Genomic DNA, 20251 nt, shown 5'->3' with positions numbered 1-20251 from the left:
GCATAAACTGCGAAGGGCCGGTTGGCTCTCACCAACCGGCACTGCTTCAGAACCCTGTCGAAACGCCTGCGGGCGAAACGCTCATGGCGCGACCTGTCTGCCCATTGTCAAACAATGGCAGATTGGCAATCTCGCCAGAGAAACCACTTTCAGGAGTGGTGCAAAGCGAAGCCACGTAGGATTTGCTCTCGGGTAACGGCTGGCTGCCGCGCATCTGCGGAACGTCATAGGTCAAAGACATGACGTTATAGACACCGGCCAAACCGCCACCGCCATTCTCGTCGATCGCCATCATCTCGTTCATGCACATTTTCGACTGGTCAACGCACATGTTGAGAATTGCCTGGAAAAGTTCCGGGTCGACTGCGCTGTAATAGCGAACCGGTTCCTTAACGCTCGGCTTTTCAAGCTCAAGATACTGCGCACGGCCAAGGAAGTTCTCATCGGACTTCACCTTGGAGACCCATTCGCTGAACCCGTCTTCGCTCAGGCCGTGGAACTTGAAGCGCATATGAGAGAAACCCTCACCGCTATAGTTCCCCGAGAACCCGTCATAAACGCCTTCTTCGTTGATCACGGCATGGAGTTTGGTTTCCATACCTGCCATCGAATAGATCTGACCCGCAAGAGCCGGAATAAAGAAGGAGTTCATGATCCCCGAAGAGGTAATTTTGAACTGGATCGGCGTATCCACCGGAGCTGCAAGTTCGTTGACGGTCGCAATACCCTGCTCCGGGTATACGAACAGCCATTTCCAATCGAGGGAAACAACCTCAATCACCATCGGTTTGTGATCTTTGGCCAACGGACGTTCTGCATCAATACGATCCAGCGGACGATACGGATCAAGCGTATGCGTCGTAACCCAGGTGATCGCGCCAAGCGCGATAATGATCACCAGCGGTGCGGACCAGATGACGACTTCAAGCTTCGTGGAATGGTGCCATTCGGGATCGTATTCCGCATCCTTGTTGCCCTGACGGTATTTCCAGGCAAAGAAAACAGTCAGTGCCATCACCGGAACGATGATCAGCAACATGAGGATCGTGGAAACGATAATCAGATCGGACTGCTGGGACGCGATATCACCCGACGGGTCGATAACAACCAGGTTGCAACCGGCCAGAAGCGAAAACATCGAGGCTACAGCGACGCCACGTACAAGTTTTGAAAGCATGCGCTTCATACTTTGTCAGTTTCTGGAAGATGTTCTCACAGACAACAATATGCCTGCGAGCCGCATGAACGACCCATCGGAGATCGCCACACGTCGTACCCCGTCGCAACGGCATATAGGAATAATCATTCCAAACATCCACGCAAAGGGCACAATTTTGGCAAATTTTTTTCAAAAATCCGCCAAGTCGGAATTTCGCGGGAATTGCTATAGCTGCATCGCAACAATGTCAAGGTACCTGCGGCGCATAGCAGGTCTTTATGACAATTATCATTCCAATGTAAACCATACGTTGTGCGGTGCAGAAAGATAATTGACACTGACGTTTGAAATTCACATGTCTATAATTAGACTCGATCCAAAGTCGTATCGTCCTTCGAGCCGCATTTGTGATCCAATTAAAAGTAGTTAGGACCCAAAGGTCCTACCAGTGATTTAGGGAGAACGGCGTGAACCAAACGACAGAAAACTACGCGACCGCTACCTCATCAGGTTTGGAACGCGATGCGCGGCATCACAATGCCGACGCCACCAACGATCCCGGTCAGATTGCGCTTGGCGTAATCATCGGCCGAACTTCGGAATTCTTCGACTTCTTCGTTTATTGCATCGCATCGGTACTGGTGTTCCCGCAACTGCTGTTTCCCGGTGAAACAGCATTGGTCGGCACAATGTATTCGTTTGCCATCTTCTCGCTGGCCTTTATCGCGCGCCCCGTCGGATCGCTTGTCTTCATGACGGTCGACCGTCGCTATGGTCGCGGGGTAAAGCTGACCATTGCCATGTTCATGCTTGGCGGCTCCACGGCTGCGATGGCCTTCCTGCCCAGCTATGCCTCGGCCGGTATCGTTGCAATCTATCTTCTGTGTGTCTTCCGCTTCCTGCAGGGGCTTGCATGGGGTGGTGCGTGGGATGGTCTGGCCTCCCTTCTTGCACTGAACGCGCCAGATAACCGCAAGGGCTGGTATGCGATGATCCCGCAGCTGGGCGCTCCGCTTGGCTTCATGCTGGCCTCATCGCTGTTTGCCTATCTGCTTCTGACCCTTCATCCAGATGACTTCCTGGCATTTGGCTGGCGCTTTGTGTTCTTCGTTGCATTTGCAATTAACGTGGTTGCCCTGTTCGCCCGGCTGCGACTGGTCGCAACTTCGGAATTCGGACATCTGCTCGAAAAGAACGAACTTGAAGCCGCCCCTGTCATGGACACGCTCAAACATAACGGACGGACCGTTCTGCTTGGCGCTCTGGTGCCAATGGTCAGCTACGCGCTGTTCCATCTGGTGACGGTGTTTGCACTGAGCTGGGTCTATCTGTATGCCAACGGCAATCCGGGTCAGTTCCTGCTGACACAGGGAGTTGGTGCGGTGCTTTGTGCCTTTGGCATCATTGCATCGGGCTTCATTGCCGATCAGCTGGGCCGTCGTCGCCTGCTCGGTTACAGTGCCGGCATCATCCTTCTGGGAGCGATCCTTACCCCGCTTCTCTACAATTATAATGTCATCAATGAAGGCATGATTGTTCTGGGCGGCTTTGCTGTTCTTGGCCTTTGCTTTGGTCAGGCAGCCGGTACACTGGCATCCAACTTCAAGCGTGAATATCGCTATACCGGTTCGGCACTGACATCCGATCTGGCATGGTTGCTTGGGGCCGGTTTTGCGCCGCTGATCGCACTTTATCTGTGCGACAAATACGGACTTCCCGGTGTCGGTGCCTATCTGCTTTCGGGTGCGGTTGTCACCCTTCTGGTCCTGCATTTCAACAAACAGTTCGGATCAAAAAACAGCGATTGATTACGGCCCCGGACTCATGGAAAACACCCCGGTTTCTGACCGGGGTGTTTTCGTTTGATCCAGAATGCATGTTCGGAAACGGCACATCACCAGCTATTGTTTGGTGCCTGCCTGCCACAACCGGCTATAACGGCGCATTGTCTCGCGCAGGAATGTCTCGAACACGCGGACCTTTCTGGGCATTCGGGCCTGTTTGGGATAAATCAGACTGATCATCGCCCCCGGATAAAGCCAATCGTCTAGAACCGGCTTCAATCGCCCGGCTGCGATATCCTCGGCAACCAGAAATGCAATCATCTGCAGCACACCGCCCCCTGCTACTGCTGCGGCGACGGCGGCCTCGCTGCTTTCAAATGCCAGTCGCCCACGGGTGGCGATATGACGCGCAATCCCCTGTTCCTCGAACCGCCAATCCAGATTATTTCCCGTTCCGCTTGAAATAATCCCGATACATTCATGATCGATCAGTTCGTCAGGCGTTTGTGGCACACCGTGTTTTTTCAGGTAGTCCGGAGATGCGCTGGTGATAAACGGAATGCGTCCAAGCGGCCGGGCGATGATGTTCTGTTCAGGCGGTTCACCAATAAAAACTGCCGCATCAATATTATCACCAACAAAATCCGGAAAGCCGTTACGCGATAAAAGCTGCAAGCCAAGTTCGGGGAACGGTTCGATAAAACCCGGAAGTGCCGGGGCCACCACCATGCGCGACAGGCCAACGGGTATCTGCACACGCAATGTGCCACGCGCACGCTTTTCAGACGAACCAACGTCATCTTCAAGTTCGGCAATATCGCCCAGAATGCCGCGCGCTGAGTCAAAATACCGTTGACCGTCTTCGGTCAGGGATAACCGCCGGGTGGTTCTGCGCAAAAGCTCCACCCCAAGATGGCGTTCAAGGTCTTTGACAATCGAACTGGCCATACCGTGGGAATATCCAAGTTCCTCAGCCGCACGCACAAAGCTGTTGCGTTCAACAACCCGTACAAAGACCTGCATTGCCCGCAAACGATCCATTTATCTGATATTTCCAGATAATTATTCCGAATATCTGATAATTATCACAAGCGCACGCTGTGGCACAAGCACGCCTGACTTGCCAACCAACATATTCAGGACGTCAGACAGCCATGACCATCACACAGGAAACCCCGACCAAACCAAAGCCACTGGTGCAGCCCCAGGCACAAGCAGCTCCTTTGCCCCCAACACGACATGACCTTTATTACAGCGTTCACAAAGGCATCCGCTTCATGCATTGCCAGATCATCACTGCCCTTGGCACCACAGACTGGTCAAGCAATGTTGAATCCCTGCGCATGAGTTCGGAACTGCGCCGTCACATGGAAATGTGCGCCGATCATCTGCGTCACGAAGACGAGGTCATCCACAAGGCACTCGAGGCAAAGCTTCCCGGTGCCAGCATGCAGGCCGATGAGGAACATGACGCTCATCAGGTTGCCTTTGACGCGATGACACCGATCCTTGACAGCTTGCAGACGGCAACCGGGCCTGAACGCCAAAGGCTTGGCAAGGTTTTATACAAGACATTCTGCAACTTCGTTGCGGCTGATCTTGCCCATATGGAAGGCGAGGAAACCGTTCTTCAGCGCCATCTGCACGAACTTTATTCCGATGAAGACCTTCAGCAGCTTGAAGGTCAGATCGTCGCAGGAATTGCACCCGACATGATGGTCCGCTTCATGCGCGCAATCGTCAGCGCCCAGAACTGGCAGGAACGCGACAAGATGCTAGGCGCCATGCAGGCCGGAATGCCCAAAGAGGCATTTGATCAACTGATGGCTGCCATCGCAGACACCCTTTCCGTCTGAAAAACAAGACACGAGCAAACAAAAATGCCGGGCAACGACCCGGCATTTCTCTTCTGACAGACAACAGTCTCAGTCGGGGAATTTGGCATTTGCAGGACCGGTTGTCTCCCCCCGGTCAACCGGTCGCGCGATCAGGGCGCGCGTGCAATATCGCCAAACTCCCCGATGAGTGCGCCGTTCCCGTTAAACGTAGTTTGACGGGAACATGGCGCGTTTGGCGTCTTCGTCCATTTCAGTCTTGAAGGTGTGATCCTTGCCGACAGTGCGCGCAGCAATCGCTGCTGGATGACTGTTCATCGCATCAAACCAGCGTTTCAGGTTCGGATAGTTTTCCATCACATCAGGGTTCTTGTGAACATAAGGCGCCTTGTCGATCCAGCCCCAGGCCGAAATATCGACAATCGTCATTTCGTCACCGACGATGAAGTCGCGATCCTTCATATGATCTTCAAGCACCTGATAATGGCGGGCGATCTCGTTGCGGTAACGGTTCACGCCATAGTCGCTGCCTTCGGGCGCGACATACTGGAAATGAACGGCCTGGCCTGAAAACGGACCGATGCCCGTGGCGATGAACATCAACCAGGACAGCAATTCACCGCGATCTTCCGGCTTGCCCAGAAACTTGCCCGATTTTTCCGCCAGATACAGCAAGATCGCGTTTGAATCGAAAACACGAACTTCCTTGCCACCGGCCCCTTCGGTATCGACAATTGCCGGAACCTTGCCATTGGGATTGATCGCCCGAAAATCCGGATCATGTTGCTGACCCTTGCGGGTATCAACCGGCAGCACCTCGTATGCGAGCCCGGTTGCTTCCAGCATCATCGAGATTTTCTGCGGGTTCGGGGTCGGGTGAAAATAGAAGCGGATCATCAAAAGTCTCCTTGCGGGTCATCACATTCACACGAAACTGTGACCCGGCATTGTATTTTGGAACGTTCGTTTTAAATTGACCCATAATGTCTCAGTTGGCAAGCTTGGATTATTGAAGCTGTCACCAGAAAATATGCTCAAGGAGCCCCAATCAGATGATTGAACTTTATTACTGGCCAACCCCGAACGGTCACAAGATCACCCTGTTCCTCGAAGAGGCCGGGCTGGATTACAAGATTTTCCCGATCAATATCGGTGCAGGCGATCAGTTCAAACCGGAATTCCTGGCCTTTTCGCCCAATAATCGCATGCCGGCAATCATTGACCGTGACCCGGCCGACGGAGGCGAGGCGATCACGGTGTTTGAATCCGGTGCAATCTTGCAATATCTGGCCGAGAAAACCGGCAAGTTCCTTCCGACTGACGTCCGCGGCCGCAAGACCGTGATGGAATGGCTGTTCTGGCAGATGGGCGGCCTTGGCCCGATGGCCGGTCAGAACCACCATTTCGGCACCTATGCGCCGGAAAAAATCCCCTATGCCATCACGCGTTATGTCAATGAAACCAACCGCCTCTATGGCGTGCTCAACAAACGTCTCGAAGGACGCAAATTCATTGCTGGCGATGATTACAGCATTGCCGATATGGCGTCCTATCCATGGGTCGTCAGCCATGAAAAACAACAACAGGATCTGAATGAATTCCCGAACCTCAAACGCTGGTTCAAGGACATCGAAGCCCGTCCGGCAACCATTGCAGCCTACAAGGTTGGTGAAGGCATGCGCGAACCCATCATGAGCGACGAGGACAAAAAAGTCCTGTTTGGTCAAACCGCAAAATCGACCCAAAACGCCTGATTACGCGTTGCTCAATCCATCCCGACAAGCCCGGCCAGATCGCCGGGCTTGTTTTTTTGTTGCCCCGCCTTTCCGATCCAATTAAATGTTACGTTATAACATAACATTTATAGGTCCCCTGATGAAACGCCTTCCCGTAACTGTTCTGTCCGGCTTTCTTGGCGCGGGCAAAACCACCCTCCTCAATCATGTTCTTAATAACCGCCGTGGCTTGCGGGTTGCAGTCATCGTCAATGATATGTCCGAGGTTAATATTGATGCCGACCTGATCCGCAACGGCGGGTCCGAGCTTTCCCAGACCGATGAAAAGCTGGTCGAAATGACCAATGGCTGCATTTGCTGCACATTGCGCGATGACTTGCTGGCCGAAGTCCGCCGTCTCGCCGAACAGGGGCGTTTTGACTATTTGCTGATCGAATCAACTGGCATTTCCGAACCCCTTCCGGTTGCTGCCACCTTTGACTTCCGCGATGAAAATGGTCAGTCGCTTGGCGACATTGCCAAACTTGATACCATGGTCACGGTGGTCGATGGCGCGCGCATGATCGCCGATTACAGCTCTACCGAACTGCTGTCGGATCGCGGCGAAAGCCTTGGTGACGGTGATGACCGGTCCATCGTCGATCTTTTGGTTGATCAGATCGAATTTTCCGATGTCATCGTTTTGAACAAGCTTGATCTTATCAATGACGAAGAACGCAAATCCGTGCTGGGGATCATCAAGGCACTGAATGCCGATGCCGAAATCATCGAGACCACACAAAGCATCGTCACCCCCGAACGCATCCTGAATACCGGACGTTTTGACTTCGAACGGGCGCAAAACCATCCGCTGTGGGCCAAGGAACTCTATGGTTTTGCCGACCACATCCCGGAGACCGAGGAATACGGGATCAAAAGCTTTACCTTCCGCACCTCTCTGCCCTTTCACCCTGAACGTTTTCACGCCTTTATCAACAGCGAATGGCCCGGCGTCCTGCGGGCCAAGGGTCATTTCTGGCTGGCGACCCGCCCTGACTGGGTCGGTGAAATCAGTCAGGCCGGAGCCGCGGTCAAGACCGAAGCCCTTGGCACATGGTGGTGCGCGGTGCCACGTGATCAATGGCCGGACAATCCGGCATGGCGCGATCTTGTCTTTTCAAAATGGGATCCGGTCTTTGCCGACCGTCGTCAGGAAATCGTCTTTATCGGTCAGAACATGAACGAAGCCGCCCTGCGCCAACGTCTGTCGGAATGCCTTGTCGATGATAACGACGATGCCCTGACATCATCCTTTGATGCGGCACACTATGCCAACCTGCCCGATCCGTTCCCGCGCTGGTCGCGGAACTGAACCCCGTCTGTCAAAGGCTTTTGACCCGATCAATCAAAACAAGCCCAAAGAAGTGATCCGTCTGGACCAAATTCGGCCTAGATTTTTCAACCATTTGCGCGAAGATAATGTCGCCACTGCAGGACGACCAACAACGCAACGGGGATGGTATGCGTCGACACAAAGCCGGTTCGCCCATATTGAAAGATTGCCTGCACCGGATCACCCGGAAGACACGCATGCTCCTTGCTGTCGTAATTCCGGCAGCCGCCATCGCATCCTGTGCCTTTCCCCCCGATAACGAGCTTTATCAGCAATCCCCCGATATCCCGCCCTACAAACAGGACAGTTTCGAGGAATATGTTACCCAAACCCGTGACTGGGTCGCCGAACATCGCGTCTTTATCACGCAGGACCGTGACACCGAACTGGCGCGCAACATTCCGTTTGAAAAAGGCCCGACGTCACCGGACGACAGAACACCAAAGCGCGGCGTTCTGTTTGTGCATGGTTTGGGGGCAAGCCCATGGTACTTCCACGACATTGCCACCCGGATGGCAAAGAACGGATGGCTGGCGCGCTCCATGCTGTTACCCGGCCACGGAACCCGTCCGGCAGATCTGGGTATTCCGGACTATGCGGACTGGACAGAGGCCGTTGCCCATCAGGTTGCCCTGCTCGAAGGCCAGGTCGATGAAGTCTGGCTTGGCGGGTTTTCCACCGGCGGCAATCTTGTGACCAGTTATGCCGCAGAACATTCCGAAATTGCCGGTTTGTTGCTGTTTTCACCGGGCATTTATCCCGATAACGGCTTCCTTTTCCTGACCCCTGTCATCAAGTATCTTTGGGACTGGATTGACGTTGACTCTGAAGTCAATGCCATCAATTACCAGTCGCTTTCATCTAGGGCATCAGAGCTTTATTACCGAAGCGTTCTGGATGCGCAGGAACATCTGGCTGCAAAGCCGTTCGATCGTCCGGTGGTTCTGGCGATGAGTGCCGATGACAGTGTGCTGGCCCCGATCGAGACACTTCGTACATTTGAGGAACGCTTCACCCATCCCAAATCGCGTTTTGTCTGGTATGATGACATGCCTGCACCGACCCGTGACAAAAGGGTTGAAACCCTTAACAGCAAGTTGCCCGATCAGCAGATCAGTACATTTTCGCATCTGAGCGTGCTGTTTGCGCCAAGCAATCCGTATTATGGTGTGAAGGGCAGTTTTATCTTTGTTGAAAATGGTCAGGAAAACATCGCCCTGCCCGAAGACCTGTCAACGATCTGGCGCAGCAGTTGGGGTTATACAGAGCCCGGCAAATATCATGGCCGCCTGACCTGGAATCCCTATTTCGACGCGTTGATCGGCACAATCGACGATGTCACCAACTAAGCCAAAGGACCAGTCAGCACCATGACCAGCAGCGAACAGGAAACGATGAACCCGCGTCCCAATCATCGCACCCGCGTTTTTGCGCTGATTGCCTTCATGGTGTTGTGCCTGATCATATCGGCATTTGGCGGGGCGGTAACCGCAACCAGTGTCAATGACTGGTACGCGACCTTGCAGAAACCTGCATTCAATCCACCAAACTGGCTGTTTGGTCCGGTCTGGACGGTTATCTATTTCCTGATCGCCCTGAGCGGCTGGCGGGTCTGGCTCAAACGCGGCATTGCCAATGCCAAGGTGCCTTTCACCCTGTATGCCACGCAGCTCACCCTTAATCTTGCATGGTCGTTCCTGTTTTTCGGCGCACAGGCACCATTTTTGGGCCTGATCGATATTGTGATCCTGCTGGTCCTGATCATCATCAATTGCGCGATGTTCATGAAAATTGACCGACTTGCCGGGATGCTTCTTGTGCCCTATGCGCTGTGGGTGGGCTTTGCAACCTTGCTTAACGGTGCGATCTGGCACTTGAACAGCTAGAACGAAGAAACACTAGCCGCTTGGCTCTGCGCGGACATCCATTCCCGTTTCGGTCGTCGAACCGTCATTAACGTCATTCACATTCGCAACGTCCTGATCGACATCATCCATGCCAAGCCGCCCGATGGATGGCAAACGCAGGGCCGGGCGATTGAAGTCGATCCCGAAATTAAGCCCCAGAAGATTAAGCTCGATCCCTTCTTCAAGCCCCACAGAGAACCCGAGAACCCCCAAAAGATTTGCCTGGACTCCCTGCCCGGTGGGCGACATGCCGACCGGATTGGTGAGTGCCCGGTAATCCTTGCCAATCGCATTGGCAGGCATATCAAGTTGAAGCCCCGGCACTTCGCGACCGATATGGGCGATAAAGGTATTGCTGTTCGGGCCGGGATAGCTGCGATATTCACGCGGGTACGGATAACTCGCCACCGCGGCCTCAACCTGATCAATCAGGGCTTCTGCAACTTCGCCTCGCTTGTCGGCAAGGATATCTGGTTTGGAACCGAACCATAACCCGTCAGGGATCGCGTAATTCTTGCGCACCACACTGCCACCGCCCCAGCCAACCACGTCATAGCGGGTATAGCTGGTTTCACCGGCACGCTTGTAGATGATCCACGGATGAACGGCAAAATACCCCCGCCAGCCAAACGTGTCGGCGGCCATCACCATGACAATCGCCTGATTGGCGTGTGCCGCAGCATCCGGAGCAACCCCGGATGAATGGCGCGGCGCTGTGCGCCAGGTATAGCTGTCTTTTTTCTTCTGACTTGGCGGATCTTCCGCAAGACTGATGCCAAATGGCAGGACAAGAACCGCCATAAGTCCAAGAAACAGAGTTTTGCCTTTACCCAAGTTTTCAATCCGTTCTGATTTTGCGTTGCAGTAACATTACGATCAAAGCGGAGAAGTAAGATCAAAAAAAGGCAATGCAACACAGCGTCACAATCAACAAGCTGTGAGACGCTGATACATTTTCGCGACATTTCCTGCCATTTTCCGAGATTTCCTGCAATTTCACCTATGGCCATGCGGCAAAGGTATCATCGCGGACGCGCTCGGCTGCGCGGCGCAGCCGCCGGTATCCACCCGGTGCCTCACCCATATAGCGTTTGAAAAACCGGCTGAAATAGGCCGGATCACGGAACCCCAGACCATAGGCAATCTGCGCGACCCCAAGCGGACTTTGTTCCAGTCGCATACAGGCTTCGCGAAGAACACGTTCATGGATCACGGTCAGGGGCGGCTTGCCCGTCGCCCGCAATACCGCAGATCCAAGGCGACGCTCGCTCACCCCAAGAGCCGTTGCGTAATCGGCAACATTCCAGTGTTCGCGAAAATGCAGCTCCAGTATCTGCAAAAACCGCTGAAACGTGATAGAGCCCGGTCGATGTTTGTCGCGCTGCTCCATGACGCTCTCGGCCAGTCGCAATACCATCGTCAGAATAATCTGCAAATGCGCACCGACAACAAGACTGGCACCAAGGGCATTTTGCATAAGCTCGGCCCGGATCGCTTCAAAGCTTCGGGTTAAAAGCGACAGGTTCTCGCTACCTTCTGACGGGCTGACATTATGTACTGTATCAGCCGCAAGTCTGAGCGGCAGCCCACCACTCGCCGGACTGCCACCAGCCATACCCCCATCGCCGCAATGACGCGCGACAAGGTCGTCGGCAACAGACAACAGATATCCTTCGCTGCCCGCCGTAACCGTAAAACGTTGCGTTTCACCAAGTGGCAACCACACAAGTGCCGGTGCCTTGCACTCAATTACCCCCTGCCGCAATCCTATTTGCGCATGCCCCGAAAGCATAAGCACCGCATAGCACCGGTCGCGCCGCCCCGGATCGTTCATCGCCCAGCTCTGCGAGGATAATGGATGGTCAAACCGGTCAATCATCGCCTGGGCGGTTACCGGCAACAGATCTTCAAACGGATTATCTGTTAACCGGGCCGGACTTGAAACCGGGATATAGCGTGTGGAATGCGCAGGCATGCCTTTTTATGCTCCATCTATTCCAAATCGTTATATGTATAAAAGTACAATTTTTCGTCTTGAAATGTCAATTTCGTCATCTTTACATTGGAACAATTCCATCGCTTACTAGAGTGACGGTCAATGGAACCGCAAAAATAACAATACAGATAAAAAATGCGTTCCCGTTATTTTGCATTTGCGAACTAATGGGCGGGAGGATACGCCGGAGATTTACTTTGAAACCCAAAGTAAATAATAGAATCTCTTTGCCTAAACTCCTGAAATAACGCGCAAACGGGAAAACCGTCTCTGCATAGAGATCAGGAGGAAAAGCATGGAAATTTCAGCAAAACTGCGCTTCGCGACCATTGCTGCGGCAACCACCGCACTGATGAGCTCCGCGACGCTGTTTGGTGCAAACGCACAGGAAACCTACCGCATTGGTTACGCGGTTTCAAAAACCGGCCCGGGCGCACCGGGTGCTGCCACAAGCACCATTCCCAACTACGAAATGTGGGTCAAGGAAGTCAACGATGCCGGTGGCCTGAAGGTTGGCGACAAACAACTGCCGATCGAAGTCGTTGAGTATGATGATCGCTCCAGCTCCGAAGAAGCTGTTCGGGCGGTTGAACGCCTGATCAACCAGGACAAGGTTGATTTCATTCTTTCGCCGTGGGGCACGGGTATCAACCTTGCCGTTGCGCCGATCCTTGATCGCGCGGGCTACGCTCATCTGGCAGGTACCGCAGTCACCGACAAGGCACCGCAACTGGCAAAACGCTGGAAAAATTCATACTGGCTGCTGGGCACGGGTGAACAATATGCTGTTGAAATGGCCGAGTTCCTCAAAGGCCTGAAAGACGCAGGCAAGATCAATGACAAGGTCGCAATGATCGCCGTTGCTGACGGCTTTGGCATCGAACTTTCCAAAGCGGGCCGTGCAGCCCTTGAAGATCGCGATTTCGATCTGGTCTATGACAAGACCTATCCGCTGGGTTCCCAGGATCTTGCAACCATCGTCAATGACATCAAATCCCTTGGTGCCGACACCTTTGTGGCTTTCTCCTACCCGCCGGGTACCCTTGGCCTGACCGAACAATCCCGCGTTCTCGGTTTTAATCCCAAGGTCTTCTATGCCGGCGTTGGTACTGCCTTCCCGCTTTATAAAAATCGCTTTGGCGCCGATGCCGAAGGCGTCGTAAGCCTCGGTGGCGCGAGCGAGAATGATCCGAAAATCGCCGATTACATCAAACGCCACATTGCGTTTGCCGGTCGCGAACCGGACCGTTGGGCGTCCATCGTCAACTGGGCATCGCTTCAGTCCCTGCATCAGGCAATCGAGCGCGCCGGTTCCACCGACCGCGAAGCTGTGAGCGCCGAACTCGCCAAAGGCGGCTTTGATACCATCCTTGGCACCTACAAGCCCGGCGACCAGAATTTCTGGCAGGTCGGTCAGTGGCAGGACGGCAAATTTGTCGGTGTCGCCCCGACCAGCATGGAAGGCGCACATGAACTTGTCTTCCCGAAACCCGCATGGAAGGCCGCGAACTGATCGCGACCTGTAAGGACGACCGGGGGTTCCGTGCACGCACAACGGCACAGAATCCCCGGCACCCTATCCTTGCCCTTTGGGAAGAAACGCCCTTTCTGGGAAAAAGTGAATGTTAAGCTACGCAATCTTTTCCGGGATTACTCTTGGCGGCATGTATGCTCTCGTCGCCATGGGTCTGACCCTGCAATACGGTGTATCGCGCATCATGAACCTCGCCTATGGCGAGCTGGTCATTGTCGCGTCCTTTATTGCCTTTGTTTTCATGACCTCTTTCGGGATTAACCCGATCCTTGGTCTTTTGATCATTATCCCGCTGAGCTTTGTGCTGAACTGGGCCATTTATCGCATTTTGCTGACCCCGCTGGTCGCCCGCGCCAAAAACCGCGGAATGCTTGAAGTTGACAGCATTCTGGCAACATTCGGCCTGCTGTTCATCGTTCAAGGTGTGCTCCTTGTCTGGTTTGGCGGCAATTATTACAGCTATGACTTTATGAATAATGCCGTTGACGTCTTTGGTGCCGTCATCGCGGCCAACCGTCTTGTTGCCCTTGGCTTTGCGGTTGTCATTGGCCTTGGCTTCTATCTGATCCTCACCCGTACGCGTATTGGTACGGCGCTGCGTGCCGTCGCTGTTGATCCGACATCGGCCCGCCTTGTTGCCATTGATGTCAATTTTGCATCCTGCTTTGCCTTTGCTCTTGGCGGTGCTGTTGCAGCCGTCGGTGGTGTTCTGGTCAGCATGTTCCTGACCTTTTCGACCTCGATGGGGGTTGTCTTTACGATGAAGGCCCTGATCGTCGTGATCATGGGCGGGGTGGGCAACCTTCTCGGCGCGCTGGTTGCGGGCCTGATCCTTGGCGTCGCTGAAAGTCTGGTTGCAACCTATATCGATCCGGGCCTGACCATTGCGGTAACCTATGTGATCTTCCTGCTGGTCTTGCTGGTCAAACCGTCCGGCCTGTTCGGGAGGGCCACATCATGAGCATCCTGAAACCCGATTTCATCAAACCGGTTGCCATCGGTGCCGTGATCTTTGCCGCTCTGGCCTTCCTGCCAAGCTTCGCCGACAGCTATTATATGTCTCTGGCCATCAGTGTTGTCAGCTTTGCCGTGCTTGCGACCGCATGGTCGATGTTTTCTGGCCCGACGCGCTATATCTCGCTTGCCACTGTCGTATTCTTTGGCATCGGCGCCTATACAGTGGCCGTACTTGGCGAAATCATGGCTTTCCCGCTGGTGCTTGTCTGTGCCGGTCTTGCCGGAACGGTTGTTGCCCTTCTGGTTGGTTTTTCGACCTTGCGGCTGGCGGGTGTCTATTTCGTGATCTTCACCTTTGGCCTGACCGAACTGGTCCGTCAGGTGGTCAGCTGGTACGAAGTCAACGTTACCCGCGAAATGGGCCGTTATGTCTTCCTTGATATCACCCAGAATGACATTTACTGGCAGTTGCTTGCGCTGTTTGCCGTCTTGCTTCTGACCGGTTTTGTTCTGGGCCGGTCGCGCCTTGGCTTTGCACTGCGCATCATTGGCGAAGACGAAACCGTCGCCAAACATTGCGGCATTGACGTTACCCGCGTCAAAGTGGCCCTGTTTGTTCTGTCTGCCCTATTCATGACACTGACCGGCGCAATCATCGCACCGCGCTGGACCTATATTGATCCGGTGATTGCCTTTAACCCGATGCTGTCTTTCCAGGTTGTCATCATGGCACTTCTGGGCGGTCCGCGTCGCTTGCTGGGTCCGCTTCTGGGCGTCATTCCACTGACCCTTTTGTTTGAAGTCCTGACCGCAAGCTTCCCGAACCATTTCAGCATCCTGCTTGGCTGCGTGTTCATGGTGATTGTCTATCTTCTGCCCGGTGGTGTGGTTGGTCTGTATGAAAAATACCGTGCGCCCAAAAAGCGCACTCTTTCATCCAGCCCCGAAACCACCCAGAAGTCAGAGGAGAAAACAGCATGACCACAGAAGTTCTTCTGTCGATTTCCGGGCTGCACAAGGCCTTTGGCGGACTGATTGCCGTCAACCAGATGCAGTTTGATGTCCATGCGGGTGAAATTGTTGGCCTGCTCGGCCCGAACGGATCGGGCAAGACCACGGTGATGAACCTGATCTCTGGCGCGCTTCAGGCCAATGAAGGCAAGGTCGTGATCAGTGGCAAGGACATCACGAACCTGCCCGCACACAAGATCAGCCATTCTGGCATTGCACGCACCTTCCAGCTCGTGCGCGTCCTGCCTGATCTTGATTGCATCGAAAACATCGAAGCGGGTCTTGCCTATCGTACCAAGCCGCTTTGGGGCGATGCTGCCCATGCGGCTGCACTCGAACTTCTTGACCGGATCGGTCTTGCCAAACAGGCTCATACGCCTGCGGGTGATCTGACCTATATCGATCAGAAACGTCTGGAACTCGGGCGCGCCCTTGCCCTTCAGCCCAAGCTGCTTTTGCTTGATGAATGGCTTGCGGGCCTGAACCCGTCCGAACTTCAGGATGGCATTGCCCTTGTTCGACAACTCAAGGACGAAGGGCTTACCATCATCATGGTTGAACATGTGATGGATGCCATTCGCAGTCTGTGTGACCGGTGCGTCGTCATGAATGCCGGAACCAAGATTGCTGATGGCACGCCTGACGAAGTCCTTTCCGATCCTGAAGTCATTCGCGCCTATCTCGGAGACAGCCATGCTTGATATCAAAAACCTGTCTGTATCCTATGGCAAGCACGCAGCCCTGCGCGACGTATCGCTGACCGTTGATCGCGGCGAGATTGTTGTGATGCTCGGTGCCAATGGCGCGGGTAAAAGCAGCCTGCTCAAGGCCTGCGCTGGCCTGGTTACCGCCCATGACGATACCAGCATCAATCTTTCCGGTGCCGAACTTACCGATCTTTCCGCCCATAAAATCGTCGAGGCCGGATTGGCACTCGTCCCCGAAGGTCGCGGTATTTTCGGTGAACTCACGGTACGAGAAAATCTTGAACTGGGTGCCTTTGCCAAGCGCGCCCGTGCATCGGAAAAGCAAAACCTTGATCGGGTGATCGGCCTGTTCCCCAAACTGGCCGAACGTCTGGGTCAGGCCGCCCGCACCATGAGCGGCGGCGAACAGCAAATGGTCGCCATTGGCCGTGCGCTGATGTCGAACCCCGATATCTTGTTACTTGATGAGCCATCCCTTGGTCTTTCCCCCATTATGACCGGAGATTTGTTCAAGGCGCTTGCCGCCATTCGTACAACCGGGGTTGGTGTTCTTCTGGTCGAACAGAATGCGCACCAGTCCCTCGCCATATCAGATCGGGGATATCTGATTGAAAATGGAGCCATCACCGGGCAGGACACCGCCCGGGCTCTGCAGTCCGACCCTGCTGTGCAAAAAGCATTTCTCGGCCTTGGGGCTGCGTAAAGCAGTCTTTCGCCACCTCACAGCAGATATTGAGAAAGTCAGGAGAAACGCCATGAATAATGCAAAACTTTTGATCGGAAACCAGGATGTAAGCGCCTCGAACAACCGCACGTTTGAGCGCAAAAACCCTGTCACCGGCGAAACTGCAACCATTGCCGCTGCCGCCAACGCCGCCGATGCTCGCAAGGCTGCCGATGCCGCCGCTGCCGCTTTCCCGGAATGGTCCAAGATGGGCCCGGGCGCACGCCGCAAGATCCTGCTGAAGGCTGCCGACATCATGGAATCCAAGGGTGACCAGTTCGGTCAGCTTGTTCTTGATGAAACCGGAAGCACGCGCATGTGGGGTGGTTTTAACGCCCATCTCGCCGCCAACATGCTCCGCGAAGCCGGTGCCATGACCACCCAGATCACCGGCGACATCATTCCGTCTGATCATCCGGGCCTGATGGCGATGGGTGTCCGTCAGCCGGTTGGGGTTGTTCTGGGCATTGCACCGTGGAACGCACCGGTCATTCTGGGCACGCGCGCGATTGCCATGCCGCTTGCATGTGGCAACACCGTCGTTCTCAAGGCGTCCGAACTTTGCCCGGCCCTCCATCGCCTGATCGGGGAATGCCTTGTCGAGGCAGGTGCCCCCGAAGGTGTCGTCAACGTTGTCACCAACGCGCCCGAAGATGCTCCGGAAATCGTTGAAGCCCTGATTGCCCACCCGGCAGTTCGTCGCATCAACTTCACCGGCTCAACCCGCGTTGGTCGCATCATTGCGAAACTGGGTGCAGAGCATCTTAAACCGGTTCTTCTGGAACTGGGTGGCAAGGCTCCGTTCCTCGTTCTTGACGATGCCGACCTTGAAGAAGCCGTCAATGGTGCGGCCTTTGGTGCCTATATGAACCAGGGCCAGATTTGCATGTCGACCGAACGTCTGATCGTTGACAATGCCGTTGCCGATGAATTCGTTGCCAAACTGGCCGCCAAGGCCAAAACGCTGACCGCAGGTGACCCGGCCAAGGCCGAGCACATTCTTGGTGGCGTTGTAAGCGTTGAAGCAATCAACCGCATCGAGGAACTGGTCGAAGACGCCGTTTCCAAGGGTGCAAAACTGGTTGCGGGGACAGGCAAGGCCAAGGACGGCGTTCTGATGGACGCAACCCTTCTTGACCATGTTACCCCGGCGATGAAGATCTATTCCGAGGAAAGCTTTGGCCCGATCTGTGTCGTCATTCGTGCAGGTAACGAAGACGAAGCCGTTCGCATCGCCAATGACAGCGAATATGGCCTGTCGTCTGCGGTCTTCTCGACCAACATCCCGCGTGCGATGGAAGTCGCCAAGCGCATCGAAAGCGGCATCTGCCACATCAACAGCCCGACCGTTCAGGACGAAGCACAGATGCCGTTTGGCGGTGTGAAATCATCGGGTTATGGCCGTTTCGGTTCCCAGGCGTCGATCGACGAATTCACCGAAATGCGCTGGATCACCATCCAGAGCGGCAAACGTCACTACCCGTTCTAAGCCGCCAGGCACGATCAACCGGGTCGCAAGCTGCCCGGTTGATTTCGAGTTACGCAGGGGGGAAGCCTGATTTGTCGTGCGTTCCCTGACAAATCAGGACCTGTGTGCAGGCCGCCGGACACATGTTCGGCGGCCTGCTTTTATTTCGGGATGATGGTGGAATATGGCAGCAGCTCAGCCGCGCAGCACGGCCTGCACCAGAACTTCAAGCGCGCTTGAAAATTTCGACCGGTCTTTCTGGGTAAAGGAGGCATTACGCCCCTGCTCGCCGGTGACTTCACGCATATGGGCGGCTATTTCGCGCCCGGCCAGTGCATTGCCGATATTGGCTTCGGTGAATTCCTGACCATTGGCCTTAAGAACCCGCGCCCCGATCTCAAGCCCGCGTGACGCCAACGGAATATCATTGGTGACGATCACATCGCGCGCGCGTGCATTTTCGGCGATCCAGTCATCAGCAGCATCGGGCTCGGGCGGGACAATCACGATTTTGATCAACGGATTGCGCGACGGGCGTATGCCACCGTTTGACACCAGGATCATCTCGATCCGGTGACGTTCAGCCACACGTTCGCACTCCGCCTTTACCGGACAGGCATCGGCATCCACAAACAAACGCGGGCGTGTATTTTGGCTTTGTTCTGACATGGCGCGATCATCGCCGGGACGCGATGAAAGTCAAGCCATCTTCATGATGCTGCCTTTGCCTTTTCGGAATGGCTGGCATCTCTCATCACCGACAGAACCAGACACCCGATCGCGGCAAAGCCACAGGCAAAAAGCGTTGTCGTCTGAAAATCAAAGGCACTGGCAACAAACCCGGTCATCAGATTGCCGACCAGCCCGCCGACAAACAGCGAACTCATATAGTAGCTGGTGGCAACGCCGGGCTGTTCCGGGGCGAAGTTCTGAACAAATGTCATGCTGATCCCGGCAAATATCCCGTAATAAAGCCCGTCAAGTGCGGCCAGAACCAGCACGTCGGCCAGACTGGTCGCATTGTAGATCGCAGCAAAAAAGACAACTCCCAGCACTGCAGAAATCTGCATTCCCCTGCGCTCCCCCACCTTGCGGATCAGCGACGCACAGAAGTAAATCACCACCACCTCAACAAGGCATTTCACGGTGAATTCAAACCCGGCTGCGGATGGCGACAAATCAAGCTCGGTCGAGAAATAAAGGGGCATGGCCGAGATAAAGACAACATTGGCAGCACCAATGAAAAACACCGGAATACAGGCGATCAAAAGCCCCGGATTGAACGGTATTTTGACATTGGGATCACGGCTTCCGGGATGATGCGTCTTGAAACTTGCCGGCACCACCAAAAGACAGATCGCAAACCAGATCACCGCGATTACGGCAATCGCGTAATAGGTCACCGTAAAGCCATAAGCCCCGAAAACCGTCAGCGACACAGCAGGCCCGACCATCCAGCCCAGCGACGTCTGGATCCGCAAAAGACCGTTAAACTTTGCGATATTGCGCCCGGTCTGTTCGGCAAACAGCCGACCAAACGAATACATTACCGACAACACACCAGCCCCGATGCCAAGCAACACCGACACAATCGCCAGATACACCCAGTAAACCTGAAACGTGCCCAGCATCACCATCCCGATGGCAAAACAGATGATGCTGGGCATCACCAGAAACCTGACCGGCACACCGCGATCAATCGCCCGCCCATAGGCCCGATTGGTCAACAGGGTCACACAGACCTGAACAATGGCGACAAGGCTGGTTTTCCAGGGCGGCTCGCCAAGCCCCTCAACCACATAAAGCCCGGTCAGCGGGGCGACACAGCTGGTGGAAAACGCCCCGATCAGCAACAATCCCAACACCAGAAAAGGATAACGATCCAGCCGGGCAAGCATTGCGCTCATCACCGGCTTGTCTCCATTGTCTTCTGGGTTTGCGATCCCGTCGCGCATCACAGTCACGTCCTTGTCATCGGTGGCGATATCAAAGGACCGTTCTAGCGATTCAACCAAAAATAGCGAAATCTTTCTGCGCATTGCGCCAAAGATGTCACAAAAC

Annotated in this window: 19 protein-coding genes; 12 read left to right on the top strand and 7 right to left on the bottom strand. The window is 54.5% G+C overall.

The genetic code is table 11. The annotated features are described in order from the left end of the window. Positions 1 to 46: 46 nt before the first annotated feature. Positions 47 to 1186, bottom strand: coding sequence for a ubiquinol oxidase subunit II (gene cyoA, locus ACTU44_RS08075; protein WP_443082650.1), 1140 nt, complete (start codon positions 1184 to 1186; stop codon positions 47 to 49). 440 nt (positions 1187 to 1626) lie between these two features. Between cyoA and ACTU44_RS08070 the strand changes: the two genes are divergently transcribed. Continuing rightward, positions 1627 to 2967 carry an MFS transporter gene (locus tag ACTU44_RS08070; protein WP_462097160.1) on the top strand — a complete coding sequence of 447 codons (1341 nt, stop codon included), beginning with the start codon at positions 1627 to 1629 and terminating at the stop codon, positions 2965 to 2967. A gap of 93 nt (positions 2968 to 3060) precedes the next feature. On the opposite strand, the gene ACTU44_RS08065 is transcribed toward ACTU44_RS08070, so the two are convergent. Further along, positions 3061 to 3984 carry a LysR family transcriptional regulator gene (locus ACTU44_RS08065; protein ID WP_462097159.1) on the bottom strand — a complete coding sequence of 308 codons (924 nt, stop codon included), beginning with the start codon at positions 3982 to 3984 and terminating at the stop codon, positions 3061 to 3063. Between the two features lie 113 nt (positions 3985 to 4097). On the opposite strand from ACTU44_RS08065, the gene ACTU44_RS08060 reads away from it, so the two are divergent. Continuing rightward, positions 4098 to 4799 carry a hemerythrin domain-containing protein gene (locus ACTU44_RS08060; protein ID WP_462097158.1) on the top strand — a complete coding sequence of 234 codons (702 nt, stop codon included), beginning with the start codon at positions 4098 to 4100 and terminating at the stop codon, positions 4797 to 4799. 183 nt (positions 4800 to 4982) lie between these two features. Here ACTU44_RS08060 and ACTU44_RS08055 read toward each other — a convergent pair whose 3' ends face one another. Beyond that, positions 4983 to 5675, bottom strand: coding sequence for a glutathione S-transferase family protein (locus ACTU44_RS08055; RefSeq protein WP_462097157.1), 693 nt, complete (start codon positions 5673 to 5675; stop codon positions 4983 to 4985). Positions 5676 to 5830: 155 nt separating this feature from the next. Between ACTU44_RS08055 and ACTU44_RS08050 the strand changes: the two genes are divergently transcribed. The 4 genes from ACTU44_RS08050 (at position 5831) to ACTU44_RS08035 (ending at position 9772) form a co-directional block, all read left to right on the top strand. After that, complete coding sequence (locus tag ACTU44_RS08050) at positions 5831 to 6532, top strand: glutathione binding-like protein (protein ID WP_462097156.1); 702 nt, start codon at positions 5831 to 5833, stop codon at positions 6530 to 6532. Between the two features lie 121 nt (positions 6533 to 6653). Beyond that, entirely contained in the window at positions 6654 to 7865 is a 1212-nt protein-coding gene (gene zigA, locus ACTU44_RS08045) for a zinc metallochaperone GTPase ZigA (RefSeq protein ID WP_462097155.1), read from the top strand. 218 nt (positions 7866 to 8083) lie between these two features. Further along, positions 8084 to 9235, top strand: coding sequence for an alpha/beta hydrolase (locus tag ACTU44_RS08040; RefSeq protein ID WP_462097154.1), 1152 nt, complete (start codon positions 8084 to 8086; stop codon positions 9233 to 9235). A gap of 21 nt (positions 9236 to 9256) precedes the next feature. Next, complete coding sequence (locus tag ACTU44_RS08035; RefSeq protein WP_114099243.1) at positions 9257 to 9772, top strand: TspO/MBR family protein; 516 nt, start codon at positions 9257 to 9259, stop codon at positions 9770 to 9772. Positions 9773 to 9784: 12 nt separating this feature from the next. On the opposite strand, the gene ACTU44_RS08030 is transcribed toward ACTU44_RS08035, so the two are convergent. Together ACTU44_RS08030 and ACTU44_RS08025 are read right to left on the bottom strand one after the other, a co-directional pair. Continuing rightward, positions 9785 to 10627, bottom strand: coding sequence for a DUF3750 domain-containing protein (locus tag ACTU44_RS08030; protein ID WP_462097153.1), 843 nt, complete (start codon positions 10625 to 10627; stop codon positions 9785 to 9787). A gap of 166 nt (positions 10628 to 10793) precedes the next feature. Next, positions 10794 to 11768: a helix-turn-helix domain-containing protein gene (locus tag ACTU44_RS08025; protein ID WP_114099241.1), complete on the bottom strand. Its 975-nt coding sequence runs from the start codon at positions 11766 to 11768 to the stop codon at positions 10794 to 10796. 316 nt (positions 11769 to 12084) lie between these two features. On the opposite strand from ACTU44_RS08025, the gene ACTU44_RS08020 reads away from it, so the two are divergent. From ACTU44_RS08020 to ACTU44_RS07995, 6 genes are all read left to right on the top strand, one after another. Beyond that, positions 12085 to 13302 (top strand): amino acid ABC transporter substrate-binding protein, encoded by a 1218-nt coding sequence (locus ACTU44_RS08020; RefSeq protein ID WP_462097152.1) that lies wholly within the window; start codon positions 12085 to 12087, stop codon positions 13300 to 13302. A gap of 109 nt (positions 13303 to 13411) precedes the next feature. Beyond that, entirely contained in the window at positions 13412 to 14284 is an 873-nt protein-coding gene (locus ACTU44_RS08015; protein ID WP_114099239.1) for a branched-chain amino acid ABC transporter permease, read from the top strand. After that, positions 14281 to 15261, top strand: a complete 981-nt coding sequence (locus tag ACTU44_RS08010; protein WP_336083567.1) for a branched-chain amino acid ABC transporter permease — start codon at positions 14281 to 14283, stop codon at positions 15259 to 15261. The genes ACTU44_RS08015 and ACTU44_RS08010 overlap by 4 nt, the downstream gene beginning before the upstream one ends. Then, positions 15258 to 15992 (top strand): ABC transporter ATP-binding protein, encoded by a 735-nt coding sequence (locus tag ACTU44_RS08005; RefSeq protein ID WP_114099237.1) that lies wholly within the window; start codon positions 15258 to 15260, stop codon positions 15990 to 15992. The genes ACTU44_RS08010 and ACTU44_RS08005 overlap by 4 nt, the downstream gene beginning before the upstream one ends. Next, complete coding sequence (locus ACTU44_RS08000) at positions 15985 to 16701, top strand: ABC transporter ATP-binding protein (RefSeq protein WP_114099236.1); 717 nt, start codon at positions 15985 to 15987, stop codon at positions 16699 to 16701. Before ACTU44_RS08005 ends, ACTU44_RS08000 begins: the two co-directional genes overlap by 8 nt. A gap of 52 nt (positions 16702 to 16753) precedes the next feature. Further along, the gene (locus tag ACTU44_RS07995; protein ID WP_114099235.1) at positions 16754 to 18211 is read left to right on the top strand and encodes an aldehyde dehydrogenase; all 1458 of its coding nucleotides are present in this window, start codon (positions 16754 to 16756) and stop codon (positions 18209 to 18211) included. A gap of 174 nt (positions 18212 to 18385) precedes the next feature. Here ACTU44_RS07995 and ACTU44_RS07990 read toward each other — a convergent pair whose 3' ends face one another. Then, positions 18386 to 18859 (bottom strand): YaiI/YqxD family protein, encoded by a 474-nt coding sequence (locus ACTU44_RS07990; RefSeq protein ID WP_336083573.1) that lies wholly within the window; start codon positions 18857 to 18859, stop codon positions 18386 to 18388. Positions 18860 to 18900: 41 nt separating this feature from the next. Beyond that, positions 18901 to 20205: an MFS transporter gene (locus ACTU44_RS07985; protein ID WP_462097151.1), complete on the bottom strand. Its 1305-nt coding sequence runs from the start codon at positions 20203 to 20205 to the stop codon at positions 18901 to 18903. Positions 20206 to 20251 lie beyond the last annotated feature (46 nt).

The organism is Thalassospira sp. SM2505, assembly GCF_054901115.1.
Note: the sequence above shows the minus strand (reverse complement) of the source record. Positions and strands in the feature narration are given on the sequence as shown.